Raw genomic sequence first — 17,153 nt, forward strand, 5'->3', positions numbered from 1 at the left:
TCACGGCGTGACCTCGACAATGCTGAGTTCCGGGATGGGAAAGACCAGCCGGCCGCCCCAGTCGTGCACGAAGGACAGCTGCTCGACCAGCTCTGCCCGCAGGTTCCACGGGAGGACGAGGACGTAGTCCGGTTTGTCTGTGGCTATCTGCTCGGGCGGCAGGATCGGGATGCGGGTGCCCGGGGTGAACCTGCCGTGCTTGTAGGGATTGCGATCGACCGTGTACGCGAGCAGGTCGGGCCGGATGCCGCAGTGGTTGAGCAGGGTGTTGCCCTTGCCCGGGGCGCCGTAGCCGACGACCGTCTCACCGCGCTCGGCCGCCTCGATGAGGAACTTGAGGAGGTCCCGGCGCACCTTGGCCACCCGGGCGGAGAACTCGGTGTACCCGGACAGCTCCTGCAGACCGGCGGCCTTCTCCCGGTCCAGCACGTCGGCCACCCGCCCGGTCGGCTCGCCGGCCACCTCGGCCGGCCGGGCCCACAGCCGGATGGAGCCGCCGTGCGTGGGCAGCAGCTCGACGTCCACGAGCGTGAGTCCGCCGCTCGCGAGGGCTCGGATCGCGGACGCGACCGTGTAGTACTGGAAGTGCTCGTGGTAGATCGTGTCGTACTGGTTCTCCTCGATCAGGGTCAGCAGGTGCTGCACCTCGATGGAGACCCAGCCGTCGTCGGCGACCAGGGCGCGCAGCCCCTGGGTGAACCCGACCACGTCGGGGATGTGCGCGTACACGTTGTTGGCCACGACCAGGTCCGCCGGGCCGTGCTCGGCGCGGACGTCCGAGCCGATGGCCGGGTCCAGGAACTCCGTGAGTGTGGGCACACCCGCGTCCCGTGCCGCGGCGCCGACGTTCACCGACGGCTCGATGCCCAGGCAGCGGATCCCGCGGTCGACCAGGTGTTTCAGCAGGTACCCGTCGTTGCTCGCGACCTCGACCACGAACGCGTCGGGGCCGAGCTCCAGCCGCTGTACGGAGTCGGCGACGAACGTGCGCGCGTGCTCCACCCAGGAGGTCGAGTACGAGGAGAAGTACGCGTACTCCTTGAACGTCTCCTCCGGTGTGATCAGCGGAGGGATCTGCGCGAGCCAGCAGTCGGTGCAGACCCGCAGGTGCAGCGGGTACGCCGGCTCCGGTTGGTCCAGTTGGTCCGCGGCGAGAAAACTCTCGCACGGCGGGGTCGCTCCCAGATCGACGACGCTGGTCATCGCCGTCGAGCCGCAGAGTCGGCATCCTGTCATCAATTTCCCCCATTTCCGCCCGCGCGGGTTCCCCGTCGCGAGCCAGTGCTTCCGTCCCCCACCGGCGGCGGGCTGTCCCCGCCGCCGGACCGCACCGCGATCGCGGTGCGGTACCCCTCCACCAGGCGCTCAAGACCGACGGCCGGGCTGAACCCCTGCTCGTACCGGCGTCGGCCCGCCCGGCCCATCTCCCGGTTGCGGTCCTGCTCGGCCGTGATCCGGCGCAGGCAGGACGCGAGCGAGGCGGGCTCGCCCGGCCGGTGCAGCAGCCCGGTCACCCCGTCCTCGACCAGTTCGACGAAGGCGCCGTGACCGGCGGCGACGACCGGGACCCCCGCCGCCATCGCCTCCACGACCACCAGGCCGAACGCCTCGAGCCACGTCGAGGGAGCCACCACGGCGACCGACCGCGCGATGGCCTGCCGGCACTGGGCCGGGTCGTACAGGCCGACGTACCGCACGTCGTCCCGGCCCGCCGCCCAGGCGATCACCTCGTCCTCCAGCGGCCCCGTACCGGCGATCACGAGCGGCACGCCCACACCGCCGCTCGCCGTGATCTCGTCCCACGCGGCCATGAGCAGCCGCACGCCCTTGGTCTCCGCGAGCCGTCCGAGATAGAGCAGATGCTCGCCGTCGCCCGACCGGCGGTCGTCGGGGTCGGGCACGAAGTTGTGCTTCACCATCAGACGCTCGGCCGGCATGCCGGACCGCACCAGGACGTCGCGCTGCGCCCCGGAGATGCAGAAGAACCGCTCCACGCCGGACCACCACCGCCGCCGGTTGACCGACAGGCTGAGCGCGAGCGGCACCGTAGCCAGGCGGGAGTTCCGGTAGCAGCCGTGCCGGACGGCGGGCAGCGGCGCCGCCCCGACGCACTCGGTGCACGGCCGGCCGTCCCGCTGCAGTGTGCCGGGCGCGCAGACCTGGGTGTAGTTGTGCAGCGTGGCGACGACGGGCACCCCGGCGTCGGCGCAGGCGGCCAGCACCGCGGGCGACAGGAGCGGGAAGACGTTGTGGACGTGGACGACGTCCGGCCGCTCGGTGCGCAGCCGGGCGGCCAGCTCCGATCGGACCGCCGGGTTCCACGGCACGAGGAGCGGCAGCGCGGCCTTGGAAAGCAGGGACATGGCGGCGATGTCGTCGCTGCGCCGCTCGAACAGCTCGACCCGGTGGCCGGCCGCCCGCAGCAGCGCCACCTCCTGGTCGACGACCTTGTTCTCTCCGCTCGGCTGCGCCGAGGAGTAGCGGTTGTGCACCACCAGGACACGCATCTTTGACGTCACTTCTGATCCCTGGCCCATCTCGGGACATGTCGTCGGGGGACCGCCGGCCTCGCGGGAGGCGTGGCCGCGGCAGGTGCGGTGAGCAGCGAGGCGGCCAGGCCCAGATGCAGCAGATACGGTGAGGCGTCGCCCAGCCCGGCCTCGGTGTACGAAGCGATCGCGCAGTAGCTGATCAGGAAGATCGCGCAGGCCCTCGGCAGCGACGGTGGCCGCAGCAACGCGACGCCGCCCAGCACGATGAAGATCGCCGCCACGAGGGTGACGCCGGTCCAGCCCTGCTCCTGGAAGACGGCAAGCCAGCTGTTGTCGATCGGCAGCCCGCCGAACGACTTGTCGCCCAGGCCCATGCCGAACAACTTCTCCCCGGTCGTCCGGGGCTCTGCCAGCAGGGCGTCCCAGACCTTGGCCCGGCCGGTGAGGCTGGTGAGGTTCTCCTCGCTCTGTCCGCGCAGGAACCACGTCCGTAGCGCGGAGGCGAACCCCACCGCGGCCACCACGGCGCACAGCACCGTCCAGGTGAAGAACCGGCGGGCGGCGGCACTGGTCAGGATGAGCGAGCCGATCGCCAGCACCAGCCCGATGAGCAGGCCGAGCGTGGCCGTCCGGGTATGGGTCATCGCGAGCAGGACGAGGGAGGGCACGATGATGACCGCCGCGCTGGCCCGGTCGGTCCGGCGGCCCAGTACGAGCAGCACGGTGAGCCCGATGATCACCGCCGCGTACTGTCCGATCTGCGGCGGGGTGAGCGGCCACAACGCGCCGACCAGCCGCCCGCCGTAGGTCTCGGGCATGGCCGCGCCCGGTGAGACGACCGCGCCGGCGGCGACCGACGCGAGCACCGCGAAGTACATCCGGATGTGGTGCCGGACGAACGTCAGACTGCCGTCCCACCAGCGGGTGAGCAGCCACAGCGTGCCGACGAAGAGAGCCAGCCGGGTGCAGCGGAACAGCGCGCCGAGCCCGGACGCCAGTTGCAGGCTGGAGATCAGGCTCGGTACCAGCAGCAGGGTGAGCAGGAGCACGAAGGCGCTGGCCCGGATGCGCAGTCGGAGGTTGAGCGCGAGCGCCAGCGTGAACGCGGCGACCAGCGCGCCCATGGTGACCAGCTGGATGAGGGAGCGGGGCAGCGGGATGATGGTCTTCGCCCCGGCGGAGCCGAGCGTGTTGAGGATCAGCAGCCCCCACACGATCCCGACGAGCTTCGGTGTGCCGGCGGGGCCCGGCTCGACGCCGAGCCGCGTGCCCGCCGTGTCCGCTCCGCCCGGCAGCTCCCCGCGCCGCAGGTCCTGGCTCATCTCAGGCACCGGCCCCTGCGTCGAGGGTGCTGTCCGCGTCCTGCTGATAGGGAGTGCCCTGCCACTGTCCGAAGTCGAGCACCCGGCTCGGGTCGTGGGCGACGAACTGCCATGGTCCGCGATAGACGTTGCCGTGCCAGCGGTTGTGCTGCTTGAGGGTGATCGCCTCGGCCACGCGCTCGCCCTTGTACGGCGACCAGTCCGGATAGGTGCCGTAGTTGGACAGCACCGCCATGCGGTCGCACTTCACCGTGCACTTGACGACGGACTTGTCCAGCACGAAGCGGTTGGCGTGGATGTCCACCCGCTGGGTCTTCCACCGGCAGTCGGCGTAGAGCGGTGCCTTGGCGATCGCCGGCCGCGCGCAGCGGTCGGTGTCCCGCATCAGCAACGTGCAGTCACCGGACGAGGTGTTGGCGGGGCTGTTGCAGAACCGGTCGGCGTTCTCCCACAGGGTGATTCCGGACCAGTTGTTCTCCAGCACGTTCCGGTAGATATCGATCTTGTCCGTGCGGGCCGGGACCCGTGGTTCGCCGCCGGACTCGGACAGGTAGAGGGTCGCGAACGGGAAGCTGTCGCCGCGCTCGGCGTACCTGCGGCCCTCGACCCAGTTGTTGCGCCGGATCAGGTTCTTCCGGATGACCGCGTTGTAGCTGGTCTCGTACATCAGCGCGGCACCGTCGTTGGCCTCCAGCACGTTGCCCTCGATGAGGAAGTCGTTGTTGTTGGTGTCCGCCCACAACCCCGGTCCGCGGTTGTCGTGCACCCAGTTGCCGCGTATGTCGGCGCCGTTGACGGCCCAGAACTTGACGCCTCCGGTGCAACCGCAGCCCGACCGCCGCCGCTCCCAGTCGCCGGTGTTGTTGCCCACGATCTCGTTGCCCTCGATGACCAGGTCCTTGATGAGGCCGCCGGCCTTGTACGCGTTCATGCCGTACTGACCGTTGGCGCGCAGGCAGCTGGCGCGGACCTGCTGGCGGGCACCGGCCATCAGCCCGGCGCCGGAGTTGCGCTGGATCGTCGCGTGCTCGATCACCCACCCGTCGGCCGAGTCGTGGTTGACCACGCCCTCGTCGTGCGGCGCGACGAAACGCTGCACGGTCAGGTAGCGGATGGTGACGTCGCGGGCGGTGCCGCCGAACGCGTACTGGTTGGTCTTGCGGCCGTCGAGCACCGCGCCCGGCGCGCCGAGGTAGCTGTTTCCCTTCTTGGGGATGATCTGGGCGTAACGGTCCGATTCGAGCCTGTGCGTCCCAGGTCGAAGCCAGAACGTGGTGTTCGGGGGGCTGCTCTTGGTCTTCGCGGCCAGGTCACCGGTCACCGAGGGGTCGACCGTCACCGCGCCCGCAGGCGCCTTCGCCGGTCCGGCCGCGGGCTTGGCGCACACCCGGGCCACGGACCGGGCCTCGGACCTGGAGGGCGCAACGGTCGTGGAGGACGCGCCGGTCGGCTCCGCCGGGGCGTCCGGTGTACCCACGCAGCCGGTCGCCGCCAGCAGGACCAGCACCAGCGGTGCCGTCGGTAACGCCCAATGCCACCTCTTGATCACCACGCGCCCTCCCTAGGTAAACCTGAGTACGGTGGTGAACCCCTGCGCGCCGTCGGCGAAGCCGGTGCCGACCAGCGTGGTGGTGGGTTCCTTGCGCCCGAAGCCGGCGGAGTACCAGCCCAGCGGCGGGTCGCTCTCGCCGCGATGCGCCCGCCAGCTCAGCCGCCCGGGCAGATCGAGCACCGCGGAGCGGTCCTCGCCGTCCCGCGTCCAGGTGAGCACGGCCCGGTTTCCCACCAGGTCCGCGACGATCGCCGGCCCGAGGTGGAAGGCCAACCGTGCGGCCCGGCGCGGGCCGTCCACCTCGTCCACCACCCGCAGCTCCTTGTCCGCGGCGGTCAGTTCCACCCGGCGGCGGTGCACGGAGCGCCGGTAACCGTCGTGCTCGGCGCACCAGCGGGCCGTCCCCCCGTCGGAGGCGTCGGATGCGTCGGATGTGTCCGCGTCCAGGACGCGGCTGCGGGCATGCCGGGTCCACAGGAACGGGCCGCCCGAGACCGACTGGTCAGCGCCGTCCAGTTGCAGGGTGTTGTGGCCGAGGGTCGAGCGGAAGTACTGCCGCCACTCGGGCTGCCCGTGGTAACAGAACGTCCCCGGGTCGGCGAGGACGTCGACCCCGTCGTGCCGGACCTCCACGGACAGCGCGTCCGCGTGGGCATGCGCGGCGATGGACAGGAAGCCGTGCGGACCGGCGTCGCAGCGGCACCAGATCTCCGCCGGGCCGCGCAGGATGGTGAGCCCCGCGTCGGCGAAATGGGCCGGTCGGCTTGCCGGGCGGGTCACGGCCGGTGCGGTTCCGTCTTCCGGGTACGGCATGGTTTTCGCGTGCGGCACGGCTTTCGGGTGCGGCACGGCTTTCGGGTACGGCCGGATGAGCGCGGCAAGCAGCGGGGTGCGCACATCGGTACCGGTCACCGCCGGCCACCAGGCGAGCCGGCCGAACACGGCGTCTCCGGTGGCCAGCAGCGAGGCCCACCGGTCGGTGCCCGCGCCGTCCACGACCAGACCGTGCCCGTCGTCCGCGTCCCCCTGGCGCGGCGGCCGCAGCCGGTTGTCCACGACGGCCGCGAGCGCGTCGGTCATCCGCAGCAGCACCAGCCTGATCGACGCGGGGACCGGCACGTCGGCGGCATCCGCCTCGGCCACCGCGGCCAGGCCGAGCTCAAGGACGAGCCCGTGGTACTCGGTGGCCAGCTCGCGGTTGAGGCCGGAGCCGAAGGTGTTGCCGCGCAGGTGCCGGTCGAGGGACCGCAGCGCGCCGGCCCGCCAACGCGCCGAGGAGGGGAACCACCCGAACGCGCAGGCCGCTGCCAACTGCCCGGCGGCCTCGGCGATGACGTGGTTGTTCGCCGAGGACCCCCGGCTGGGGAAGGCGGCCAGCCAGCGCTGGTGGTGCCAGATCTGGTTCAGCGCCACCGGGTTGCTTTCGAACAGCCCGGCCGCGCCCGGCCACCCGTCGAGCAGCCGGCGGATCCACACCCAGGACAGCAGCCGGATCCCCAGCTCGATGCCGCTGATCCAGTGCACCCCGCGCAGCGGCGGGTTGGCCGCCCACCACGACCGCAGGTGCGCGGCCACCCGCTCGGCGTACCGCTCGTTCCCGGTGATCGCGTAGGCGGCGGCGAGCACGGTGAGGTACTGATGCCGGGACGGCTCCCAGATCTGCTTGATGTCCCCGACCGCGTCCTCGCTCCGGTACGGCACGTCGAAGGCGTAGCCCTCCGGAGCCCGGCGCCCGGTCTTCGGGTCGTACCACCAGTCCGGGTCGGCCAGGTCGTCGCGGGGCACCCCGAAGTACTCGGCGTGCCCGTCCATCAGCCGGTCCGCCTCGGCGATGAGACGTTTCGCGGCGTCCGGTGGCACCGCGGCGATCGCCTGGGCGGGCAGTACCGCGGTGAAGCGGGCGCCGGTCACACTCGGGCAGCCCGGCGGCTCCGACCGCCACCGCCGCCTGCGCACCGCGTCGCCCGCCCGGCCGCCGATCTCCCGCGGCCCCATCCGGGACAGCCGCCGCAGGTACCACCCCGTGGTGGCGCTCATGGTCATCGCGCTCTCGCCAACGTCACCGGCGCGCCGCCGGCCAGGCCGGCCGGCACTGCGAGGGTGGCCGCCGTGGTGGCGACCAGCGACTCCAGCGGCACCGGCATCGGCCCGCCGCTCCGCACGGCCTTGACGAACGCGGCCAGCTCGGCGGCCTGGCCCTTGTCCCGGGCCTTGGGCAGTCGCGAGCTGACCCACCGCTTGCGGCGGCCGTCGTAGACAGCGGCACGGACGAAGTCGTCGAGCCGCAGCACCTTGCCGTCCGCGACGAGGTCCAGCGTCTCCTTGGGGAAGCCGGGCGCGCCGGTGGTGACGTAACTGATGGTGGCGGTGGACCCGTCCGGGTAGCGCAGCACGACCTGCAGGTCCTCGTTGCCGGACGAGGCGACGGCGTACACCGATACCGGGTCGGCCCCGAGCAGCCAGCTCGCCGTGTCGATGAAGTGTCCGCCCTCGCCTGCGAACCGCGAGCCCTCGGTGCCCTGTTGGAGGTACCAGCTGCCGTGCTGCAGCTGACCTGCGTTGACCAGGTAGCGCAGGCTCGCCGGACCGGTCCGGGCGCCGAACCGCTCCCTGGCCTCCTGCAGCAGCGGCGCGAAGCGGCGGTTGAAGCCCACCTGCAGCCGGTCGTTGCCGGACTCCTCCACCGCCGCGAGCACACCGGCCAGTTCGTCCTCGGTGAGGGCCAGGGGCTTCTCCACGAACACCGCTTTGCCGGCCAGCAGCGCCCTGCGGGTCAGTTCGGCGTGCGAGCTGTGGCGGGTGACCACGAACACCGCGTCGATGGACTTGTCGTCGAGCACGGCGTCGAGATCGGTGCTCGCCTCGGCGAAGCCGAACTTCCGCTTCGCGTTGGCCGCGGACAGCGCCGTCGTGGTGACGACCGTGGACAGCTCGACGCCGTCGCGCTGGGCCAGGTGCGGCAGCAGCATCGACGTCGCGTAGTTCCCCGCGCCGGCGAACGCCAGCCGCACCGGCGCTGTGGCGGACCGGGCCGTGGTGACCGCTCCGCCGCCGCGGCGCACCGCGGGCAGGGCCACCGCCGGGGCCTTGGCTTCGGCTGGGGGTTCGGCGGAGCCGGGGTAGCGGAACAGCACGGCCACGGCCTTCAGTTCGCCGTCCTTCAGGCGCTGGTAGGTGTCGACGGCGTCGTCGAAGTCGGCGATGTGGGAGACCAGGGGCTCCACGTCGACACGGTCGCGGGCGAGGAGATCGAGGAAGCACGCCAGGTTGCGGCGCTCGGTCCAGCGCACGTAGCCGATCGGGTAGTCGCGCCCTTCCAGCTCGTACGCCGGGTCGTAGCGCCCGGGGCCGTAGGAGCGGGAGAACCGGACGTCGAGCTCTTTCTCGTAGTACGCGTTCCACGGCAGGTCCAGGCGGCACTTGCCGATGTCGACGACCCGGCCGCGGTCCCGGCTCAGCCGGGCGGCCAGCTCGACGGGCTGGTTGCTGCCCCCGCCGGCGGCCAGATACACCTGGTCCACGCCGTGACCGCCGGTGAGCTCGGCGACGGAGGCCTCCACGGCCGCGGACGCGGGATCGCCGCAGGCCGCGGCGCCCAGGCGCTCGGCGAGTTCGCAGCGCACCGGGTCGGGGTCGACGCCGACGACGCGGACTCCCGAGGCGGCCAGGAGCTGCACCACCAGCTGCCCGATCAGTCCGAGGCCGATGACGAGCGCCACCTCGCCGAGTTGCGGCTCGCCGCGGCGCACTCCCTGCATCGCGATCGCCCCGACGGTGCCGAAGGCCGCGTGCCGCGGCGCGAGGCCGTCCGGCACCGGCGCGTAGAGGTTCTTCGGCACCCAGTTCAGCTCGGCGTGCAGCGCGTGCTCGTTGCCGGCGCAGGCCACGAGGTCGCCGACCTTCACATCGTCGATCCCGGCGCCGACCTGCTCGACCACCCCGCTCAGCGAATAGCCCAGCGGCGTGTAGGAGTCCAGCTTGCCCATCACCTTGCGGTAGGTGGCGGGCACCCCGTTGGTGGCCACGCTCTGCATGACCTTGGCCACCTGGTCCGGCCGGGAGCGGGCCTTGCCCACCATCGACATGCCGGCCTCGGACACCTTCATGAGCTCGGTCCCGGTGGAGATCAGCGAGTAGGCGCTGCGGACCAGTACGCCGTCCGGCTTGCACCCCGGCACCGGTACGTCGAGCAGCGCCAGCTCGCCGCTCTTGTAGTTCTGCACAACCTGTTTCACCGAAGCTCCTCTTGTTTCCACACCGTCGAGCCGTCGTCAGGCCCTCAAGCCTCAACTCGTCAAGCCGTCAAGCCGTCAAGCCGTCAAGCCGCCTGGCTCTGGCCGGAGCCAGAGGTCGCGCCGCGATACCAGTACTCAAGGGTCAGCACATGCCACAGATGTTTGGAGAAGTCCCGCTGTCCGGCGGCGTCCTCGGCGACCATCCGCGCCAGCGCGTCGCGGCGCAGGATCCCGGAGTTGACGAGCACGCCGTCGTTGATCACCTCGCGCACCAGCGGTGCCAGATCCCGGCTCATCCAGGCGCGCAGCGGGGCGCTGAACAGGCCCTTGGGCCGGTACACGATCTCCCGGGGCAGGATCGTGGCGCCCGCCTCCTTGAGGACGGCCTTGCCCTGCCGTCCGACGATCTTGCGATCGCCGGGCACGGCGAACGCCGCCTTGACCACCTCGACGTCCACGTACGGCACCCGCACCTCGGTCGACGCGGCCATGCTGGAGCGGTCCGTGTAGGCGAGGTTCAGGCCCGGCAGGAACATCCGGGCGTCGCCCAGGCACATGCGGTTGACGAAGTCGTCCAGCTCGTTGTCCTGGTAGATGTCCGCGTGCTCGGTCAGCACGTCGTCGACCGTCCCGGCCAGGTCAGGATCGATCAGGGCGAGCAGTTCGTCCTGGTCGTACATGGTGTAGCTGCGCCGGAACGCGGTCTCCTCCGGCAGATCGGCGAAGGAGAGGAACCGCTTCGCGAAGCGCACCGACCGGTATCCCCGGCGGGCCGTGGCGACCGGCAGCCGGTCCACGGCCGCGGACAGGCCGTGCCGCAGGGGCCGCGGGACGCGCTGGTAGCGCAGCGCGAGCACGTTGGCCAGGTGCTTGCGGTACCCGGCGAACAGCTCGTCGGCGCCCATCCCCGAGAGCATCACCTTGACCCCGGCCTCCCGGGCGGCCGAGCAGATCAGGAAGGTGTTGATCGCGGCGGGGTCGCCGATCGGCTCGTCCAGGCTGTACGTCATCTGCGGCAGCAGGTCGAGCACGTTCGGGGCGATCTCGATCTCGTGCAGGTCGACGCCGAACTGCTCGGCCACCTGCCGGGCGTAGCGCAGGTCGTCCGGCATCGCCTCGAACTTGGCGTCCTCGGCGCGGAACCCGATCGTGTAGGCGGAGATGCCGGGTCGGTGGCGGGCCGCCAGCGCGGTCAGGTAGCTGGAGTCGAGACCGCCGGAGAGGAAGGTCGCCACGGGTACGTCGGAGAGCAGGTGTTGCCGGGTCGACTCCTCGACGATGGCGGCCAGGTCCGGCTGCTCGCCGCTGCGGGCCCGCTCCTGGCCCTCGGCGGCGACGTCCTTGAGGTTCCAGTACCGGCCGCGCTCCACCCGGCCGTCGGGCCGGCACCGCAGCCAGCTCCCCGGCGGCAGCTTCTCCGCTTCGCTGAACGCGCAGCGCGAGTCCGGCACCCAGTAGTACAGCAGCGAGGCCACCAGGGCCGCATGGTCCACTTCCAGGGTTCCGCCGGTCACGGCGGCGAGCGCCTTGAGCTCGGAGGCGAACATCAGGCCCCCGCCGCGCCGGAGCAGGAACAGCGGTTTGATGCCGAGCTGGTCGCGGGCGAGCACCAGGTCACCGGTTCGCTCGTCGAAGACCGCGAACGCGAACATGCCGCGCAGCCGGGGCAGGCAGTCCGTGCCCCAGCGCCGCCAGGCCTCAAGGAGCACCTCGGTGTCGGAGGTACCGCGAAAGCGCACCCCGGCGGCTGCCAGCTCGGTACGGAGTTCGGGCGCGTTGTACAGCTCGCCGTTGTACGTGAGGGAGAGGCCGTCCGAGACCATCGGCTGGGCGCCGGTCTCGGACAGGTCGATGATGGCCAGCCGGCGGTGCCCGAGGTGTACTTCGGTGTCACCGGCGCAGTGGCTGTACCGGCCCGCCCCGTCCGGGCCGCGGTGGGCGAGGACATCGGTGAGCCGGTCGGTCACGGCCTTCCCGTCCGGCCAGCGGTAAGTGCCTGCGATGCCACACATGTTCTACCTGGCCTCCTGATCGCTGTACGGGACCCGTGCGGCCGACATCGACGGCCGCTCCGTGCGTGGCTGGTCCGTCTCGTGCTGCCAGGCCGGCCGCTCGTGACGGCCGCGTGGCGCGGTGTGCGGCCCGTCCCACAGCGTGCCGTCGGTCCGGTCACGCGGATCGGGGTCGATCAGCACCACACCGATCACCGGTATGCGCTGGTCCGCGAGTTGCCGCGCCACGGTGTGCAGCCATGCGGCGCTGCCGTGCCCGGCACGCACGACGAGCACGGTCCGGGTACCGAGGTACTGGAGGTCGGTCCACGCCGTGCCGGGCGCGACCGAGCCGACGCCGATCTTGCACGTCTGATGCGGCACGGCCGCGGCATCCTCGCCGCTGACCACGGCCGGGTCTCCCGGCTTCTTGGGGCTGTTGGCGAGCTCCCGGCCGGGCAGACCGTCGATGACGACCACCTGCTCCTCCGCCGCCAGTGCCCTGGCGACGTTCAGGGCGATCGCGCTCGTGCTGCGCGCACAGCCCAGTTCCAGCAGCGACACCGGTTCCGCGGAGCGGCGTACGGTGCGGGCCAGGGTCGCGGTGAGCCGGTCGCGTGCCGCCCGGGTCCGCCGGCGCTGCCACAGCCCGGCCGGCCCGCGGGGCCGGGAGCGCAGCTCCGCGACGACCGAGGCGCCCAGGTTCGCCGCGATCTCCCGGCGCAGCACGGGGCGGTCCGCCACCACCGTGCCGACCGCGGCCAGCGCGAGCCCGAGGAAGAGCCCGAGGACGAGCCCGATCACGGCGTTGGTGGCAGCGGTCTTCGGCAGGGAGTGCTGCACCGCGCGCGGGGAGTCCACGATCTGCGTGCCGGCGACGACCTTGGGCGTGCCGGTGCGCGCATCCGCGGCGCGCTGGTCGAAATCGGCGATCCGCGAGTTGAGCAGGGCCCGGCGGGCGAAGAGCGACTCAAGGCTCGCCGACGTTTCCGGGTCGCTCTCCGGCGATCGGTCTCCGATCGAGTCGTTGACCTGGGTGAGCTCGTCACGCATGCGGTCACGCTGGTCGAGGAGGGCCTTGGCCTCGGCGTCCGCGGCTTCCCGCATCCGCCTCACATGGTCCGCGACGAACGTGTCGGCCAGCGCCTTGGCCCGGGCCACCGCTTCCGCGTCGCTCTTACCTGTCACATCGATCTGCAGCAGGTTGTTGGTCAAGCCGGTACCCCGGTAGTCCAGCATGAAGTCCTCCGGCTTGTCCGGGGACTTGAGGGCCTGCAGGGCCTTGCCGGCGATCCGCGTCGTACCCAGCAGCGCGACGTCGGTGCGGATCAGTGTCCCGGTGTCGTTCGGCTGGTCCTCCTGGTGCACGACCAGCACCTTGGTCGTCGCGGTCGGCGGCGGCGGCAGCAGGACCGCCACGGCCATGCCGATCAGCAGCCCCAGCAGTGCCGCGGAGCACCAGAGGCGGCGGCGTCTGCGCACCGCCACCACCAGCGCGTGCAGGTCCAGCAGCGGAGCGGCGGCCGGCGGCTCCGAAGTCGTACTCGTCGTCACGCTGAACCTCCCGTCGCGGGGCCGTGAGTCGCGAGTGCTGCGGTGGCGTTGTCCGGAGGGTGGTCGGCGGACCGCGTCGGGCGGGCCCGGACCAGGCCGGCGACGACGATGCCGACGACCTCGTGCCCGCTGTCCGCACACGCCTCGGCGATGCCGGCGAGTTCTCCTGCGGTCCAGCTGCCCGCGCTGAGTACGACCAGGGCACCGGACTCGGTGCCGCGGTCCGGCACCATCGGCTGGGACACCGGGACTTCCACCACCCGCAGCAGCGGATCGTTCTTGGCCTCGGCGACGAGCTGCCCGGCGGCCCGGCCGGCGATCTCGTCGCCTTCCGGTACGACGACCAGCAGCCGCCGGGGGGCCGGCAGCTGGTTTCGGAGGCGAGCGCACACCCGCCGGTAGCGGATCCGTCTGCCGGCCTCGTCGCCGGACGTCCGCGGGGCCGGTATGTCCCACCGGGCGTCGACGCCGAGGAGACGGCGGATCCTGGCCCGCGGGCCACTGTCCTGCGGCCGGTGCGCGGGCTGTTCACCCGGCACGTCGACGGTGCCGAGGAGCGCCGAGCCCAGCGCCGCGGCGATCTCCGGTTCGGTGCGCAGCCGGCGATTCACCCGGGCGGCGGCGAGATGGCCGATGACCGCGAGCAGGAAGAACAGCAGCGCCCCGCCGACGATGAGCTGCGTCCTCGTCGGCGGCGCCTCGCCGGTCGGCCGGGCCGCCGGCCCCATGACGACCATTCCGGCCTGGTTGGTCGTCGGGTCGGCCTCGTCGAGCTTCGTCATGGCCTCGTCCAGCGCGGTGCGCAGATTCGCGAGCGCGGTGCGGGCCTGCACGCTCTCCACGGTCTGCCCCGGATCGGCTGCTTTGGCCAGGTCGGTGATGCGGCGGTTGGTCTCCTTCACCTGCTGCCGCAGCGTCTCGGGCCCCGAAGCCGCTTCGGAGTCGGCGCTGTCGCCCGCGATCCGCGCGGCGAAGGTGACGAACTGCTGGGCCACCTGGTCGGAGAGCCGCTGTGCGCGCTCCGGGGTGTCGGCCGTACCCGAGATCTTGATGATGTTCCCGTCTGCGGCCTGGGCGCTCACTCGATCCCTCAACTGGCCGCCGCTGACGCCTTGCCAGTGCAGCGTGGCGGCCACGCGGTCGACCACCACCGAACTGGTCGCGATCTCCGCCTGGGTCAGCAGCTCGCGCTCCTCCCACTGACCCGGCAGAAGTACCGATGCCGACGCCGTGTAGCGCGGCGGGAACAGCACCGAGGCGCCGTAGCCGACGAGCGCGCCCATCACGGCGAGGACGGCGAGAAGCCGCCAGCGCCGCTGGAGAATCCGCCCGATCGTGACCAGGCGTATTGTGTCGTCGCTCAACGGTGCGGCCTCTTCCCTGTGCGGATGGGGCCGCTCGCCGAAACCGGAGTGTGGTCGCGGCAGGCGGCGGCGTAGGCGGAGAGCAGCGACGCCTGCGAGTTCCGCCAGGACAGCTGACCGCTGATCCGCTCCTGGCCGATCTCGCCCATCCGGGCCCGCTGCTCCGGATCGTCCAGCAGCTGTGCGATGAGCTTGGCGAACTCGGCCTCGTCGTTGGCGGACGCGTAGAGGGCGGCGTCACCGGCGGAGACGCGCGCCTCCCGGAGGTCGAACGAGACGATCGGCCGGCCCATGGCCATGTACTCCAGGACCTTGTTCATGGTCGACACGTCGTTGAGCGGATTGCGCGGGTCGGGGGAGAGGCACACGTCCGCGGTGGACAGGTAGCGCACCAGGTCGGCGTCCGGAATGCGCCCGGTGAACTGCACCTGCTCGGAGAGCCCGAGCCGCCGGGACAGCTCCACCATGGCGTCGAAGGCGTCGCCGGAGCCGACGAACACCGCGTGCCAGTCGGTCCGCCCGAGCTCGTCACGCAGCTTCGCGAGGGCCCGCAAGGCGTAGTCGACGCCGTCCTGCGGGCCCATGACGCCCAGGTAGCACAGCAGATGAGGCTTGCCGCGCTTCAACTCCGGCTCGGGCGGCACCGGTTGGAACCGGTCGGTCTGGGGCGCGCTGCGCACCACGAAGACGTCCTCCGGCCGCTGCCCGCCCCGGTGCGTCGCGACGTCCCGGTAGCTCTCGTTCGTGGCGAGCACGACGTCCGCGGCCCGGTAGGTCATCCGTTCCAGCGCGCACACGGCGCGATAGAGCAGATCCTCGCCGCGGTCGAACCGGGAGAGGTACAGCTCGGGTACCAGGTCGTGCTGGTCGAAGACGAACCGGGCGCCGCGCCGCTTCAGCCACAGGGCGGGCAGGAACAGCAGGTCGGGCGGGTTGCAGGCGTGGACCACGTCGACGGGGCCGACCTTGCGGGCCAGCCGGGCCGTGTGCCACAACGCCGACCCGTACTCCCGCAGATAGCCGGCCGGCCCTCCGGTGGCCGCGCGCAACGGGTAGCGGTGGATCCGCACCCCGTCGATCTCCGCCTCCGCCTCCGTGTCCCGTTTGTTCCCCCGGGGGCAGATGACGTGCACCTCCCAGCCCGCGTCGCGCAGTGTCGTGCACTCCTGCCACACCCGCCGGTCGAACGGCACCGACAGGTTCTCCACCAGGATCAGCGCGCGCCGGTCCGGCCGGTCGCCGCCGGCTGTCTCATCGAACGATCTGTCACCAAGCAAGGCCCATGTACCCCGGTTCGGTTCGGCGCGTGTCGGCGTCGGGAAGGTGGATGAGGTCGATGAGCACCGGGCCGTCGCCGCCGTGGGGCAGCGCCGCCAGCACGGCCGGGTCCCTGGTCCCGACCAGGCACACCTCGGCGTGCTCCAGTACGTCGTCGACGGAGTCCGCGAGAAGGTCCGCGAGGTGCGGCAGCCGGGTCTCGATGTACTCACGGTTCGCGCCGAGCAGCCGTGACAGGCTCACGTTGGCGTCGTGGATCCGCAGGTCGTATCCCTTACCGAAGAGTCTTTCCGCCAACTCGACGAGCGGGCTCTCGCGGAGGTCGTCGGTACCGGGTTTGAAGGACAGCCCGAGCAGGCCCACCCGGCGCTTGCCGGTGCGCTCGACCAGCTCCACCGCGCGTTGCAGATGTGCGGAGTTCGAGGGCAGCACGTGGGCGAGGATGGGCACCGAGACGTCGGCCCGCTGCGCCGCGTGGACCAGGCTGCGCAGGTCCTTGGGCAGGCAGGAGCCGCCGAAGGCGAAGCCGGGCCGCAGGTAGGCGGGGCTGATGTTGAGCTTGCGGTCGGCCAGGAACACGTCCATCACCTGGTGCGAGTCCACCCCGAGTGCCTGGCACACGGCGCCCAGCTCGTTCGCGAAGCCGATCTTGAGGCCGTGGAACGCGTTGTCCGCGTACTTGATCGCCTCGGCCGTCGGGACCGGCACCCGGAACACCTCGCCGGGCAAGCCGTCGTACAGCGCCAGCACCGCGTCGCCGCTTGCCGGGTCGAGCTCGCCGATGACGGTCTTGGGCGGGTCGAAGAAGTCCTGCACGCTCGTGCCCTCGCGCAGGAACTCCGGGTTGACCGCGACCCCGACCTCCACCCCGGCCGTGCCGCCGACGTACTTCTCCAGGATCGGTACCAGCAGGTTCAGGCAGGTGCCCGGGAGCATGGTGCTGCGGAACACGACGGTGTGCCGGCCTCCCTGCTTGGCCCCCTCGGCCAGTGCGGCGCCGATCTCCTCGGTGACCCGCTCCAGGTACGTGGTGCACAGGCTGCCGTTGGGCTCCGAGGGCGTGCCCACGCAGATCAGCGACACCTCGCTGCCCATGATCGCCTCGTGGACGTCGTCCGTGGCTCTCAAGGCTCCGGTCCGCACGACCTCGGCGATGAGCTCGCCGATCCGCTCCTCGACCACCGGGGCCTTGCCGTCGTTGACCAGGTCGACCTTCACCTGGTTCACGTCCACCCCGATGACCTCGTGACCCATGCTGGCCAGGCACGCGGCTGACACGCAGCCCACGTAGCCGAGCCCGAAAACGCTGACTCTCATGCCCCGTCCCTCCCCCCGGGCAGGCCTTCCCGGCCTGCGGTCCGTACA

At 71.6% G+C, this 17,153-nt stretch carries 11 protein-coding genes; all 11 read right to left on the reverse strand.

Annotated elements, in window-relative coordinates; genetic code table 11:
- The 11 genes from AB0D14_RS04055 to AB0D14_RS04105 all read right to left on the reverse strand — a co-directional run bounded on the left by AB0D14_RS04055 (window position 1) and on the right by AB0D14_RS04105 (window position 17,105).
- The gene (locus AB0D14_RS04055; protein ID WP_362774320.1) at window positions 1-1,236 is read right to left on the reverse strand and encodes a class I SAM-dependent methyltransferase; all 1,236 of its coding nucleotides are present in this window, start codon (window positions 1,234-1,236) and stop codon (window positions 1-3) included.
- Window positions 1,236-2,507, reverse strand: coding sequence for a glycosyltransferase (locus AB0D14_RS04060; protein WP_362774658.1), 1,272 nt, complete (start codon window positions 2,505-2,507; stop codon window positions 1,236-1,238). Before AB0D14_RS04060 ends, AB0D14_RS04055 begins: the two co-directional genes overlap by 1 nt.
- Window positions 2,508-2,515: 8 nt before the next feature.
- Window positions 2,516-3,814: an O-antigen ligase domain-containing protein gene (locus AB0D14_RS04065; protein WP_362774661.1), complete on the reverse strand. Its 1,299-nt coding sequence runs from the start codon at window positions 3,812-3,814 to the stop codon at window positions 2,516-2,518.
- Between the two features lies 1 nt (window position 3,815).
- On the reverse strand, window positions 3,816-5,366 hold the full coding sequence (locus AB0D14_RS04070; protein ID WP_362774322.1) for a right-handed parallel beta-helix repeat-containing protein: 1,551 nt from the start codon (window positions 5,364-5,366) through the stop codon (window positions 3,816-3,818).
- Between the two features lie 9 nt (window positions 5,367-5,375).
- Window positions 5,376-7,409, reverse strand: a complete 2,034-nt coding sequence (locus tag AB0D14_RS04075; RefSeq protein WP_362774324.1) for an alginate lyase family protein — start codon at window positions 7,407-7,409, stop codon at window positions 5,376-5,378.
- Complete coding sequence (locus AB0D14_RS04080) at window positions 7,406-9,601, reverse strand: bi-domain-containing oxidoreductase (RefSeq protein ID WP_362774327.1); 2,196 nt, start codon at window positions 9,599-9,601, stop codon at window positions 7,406-7,408. Before AB0D14_RS04080 ends, AB0D14_RS04075 begins: the two co-directional genes overlap by 4 nt.
- Before the next feature lie 83 nt (window positions 9,602-9,684).
- Window positions 9,685-11,613 (reverse strand): asparagine synthase (glutamine-hydrolyzing), encoded by a 1,929-nt coding sequence (gene asnB / locus AB0D14_RS04085; protein ID WP_362774330.1) that lies wholly within the window; start codon window positions 11,611-11,613, stop codon window positions 9,685-9,687.
- Window positions 11,614-11,616: 3 nt separating this feature from the next.
- Window positions 11,617-13,146, reverse strand: coding sequence for a Wzz/FepE/Etk N-terminal domain-containing protein (locus tag AB0D14_RS04090; protein WP_362774333.1), 1,530 nt, complete (start codon window positions 13,144-13,146; stop codon window positions 11,617-11,619).
- Entirely contained in the window at window positions 13,143-14,510 is a 1,368-nt protein-coding gene (locus AB0D14_RS04095; protein WP_362774335.1) for a Wzz/FepE/Etk N-terminal domain-containing protein, read from the reverse strand. The genes AB0D14_RS04090 and AB0D14_RS04095 overlap by 4 nt, the downstream gene beginning before the upstream one ends.
- Window positions 14,507-15,787, reverse strand: coding sequence for a glycosyltransferase family 4 protein (locus AB0D14_RS04100; RefSeq protein WP_362774337.1), 1,281 nt, complete (start codon window positions 15,785-15,787; stop codon window positions 14,507-14,509). Before AB0D14_RS04100 ends, AB0D14_RS04095 begins: the two co-directional genes overlap by 4 nt.
- Entirely contained in the window at window positions 15,777-17,105 is a 1,329-nt protein-coding gene (locus AB0D14_RS04105; protein WP_362774339.1) for a nucleotide sugar dehydrogenase, read from the reverse strand. The genes AB0D14_RS04100 and AB0D14_RS04105 overlap by 11 nt, the downstream gene beginning before the upstream one ends.
- Window positions 17,106-17,153: the final 48 nt, after the last annotated feature.

This window comes from Streptomyces sp. NPDC048484, assembly GCF_040651415.1.
GTDB lineage: Bacteria > Actinomycetota > Actinomycetes > Streptomycetales > Streptomycetaceae > Streptomyces.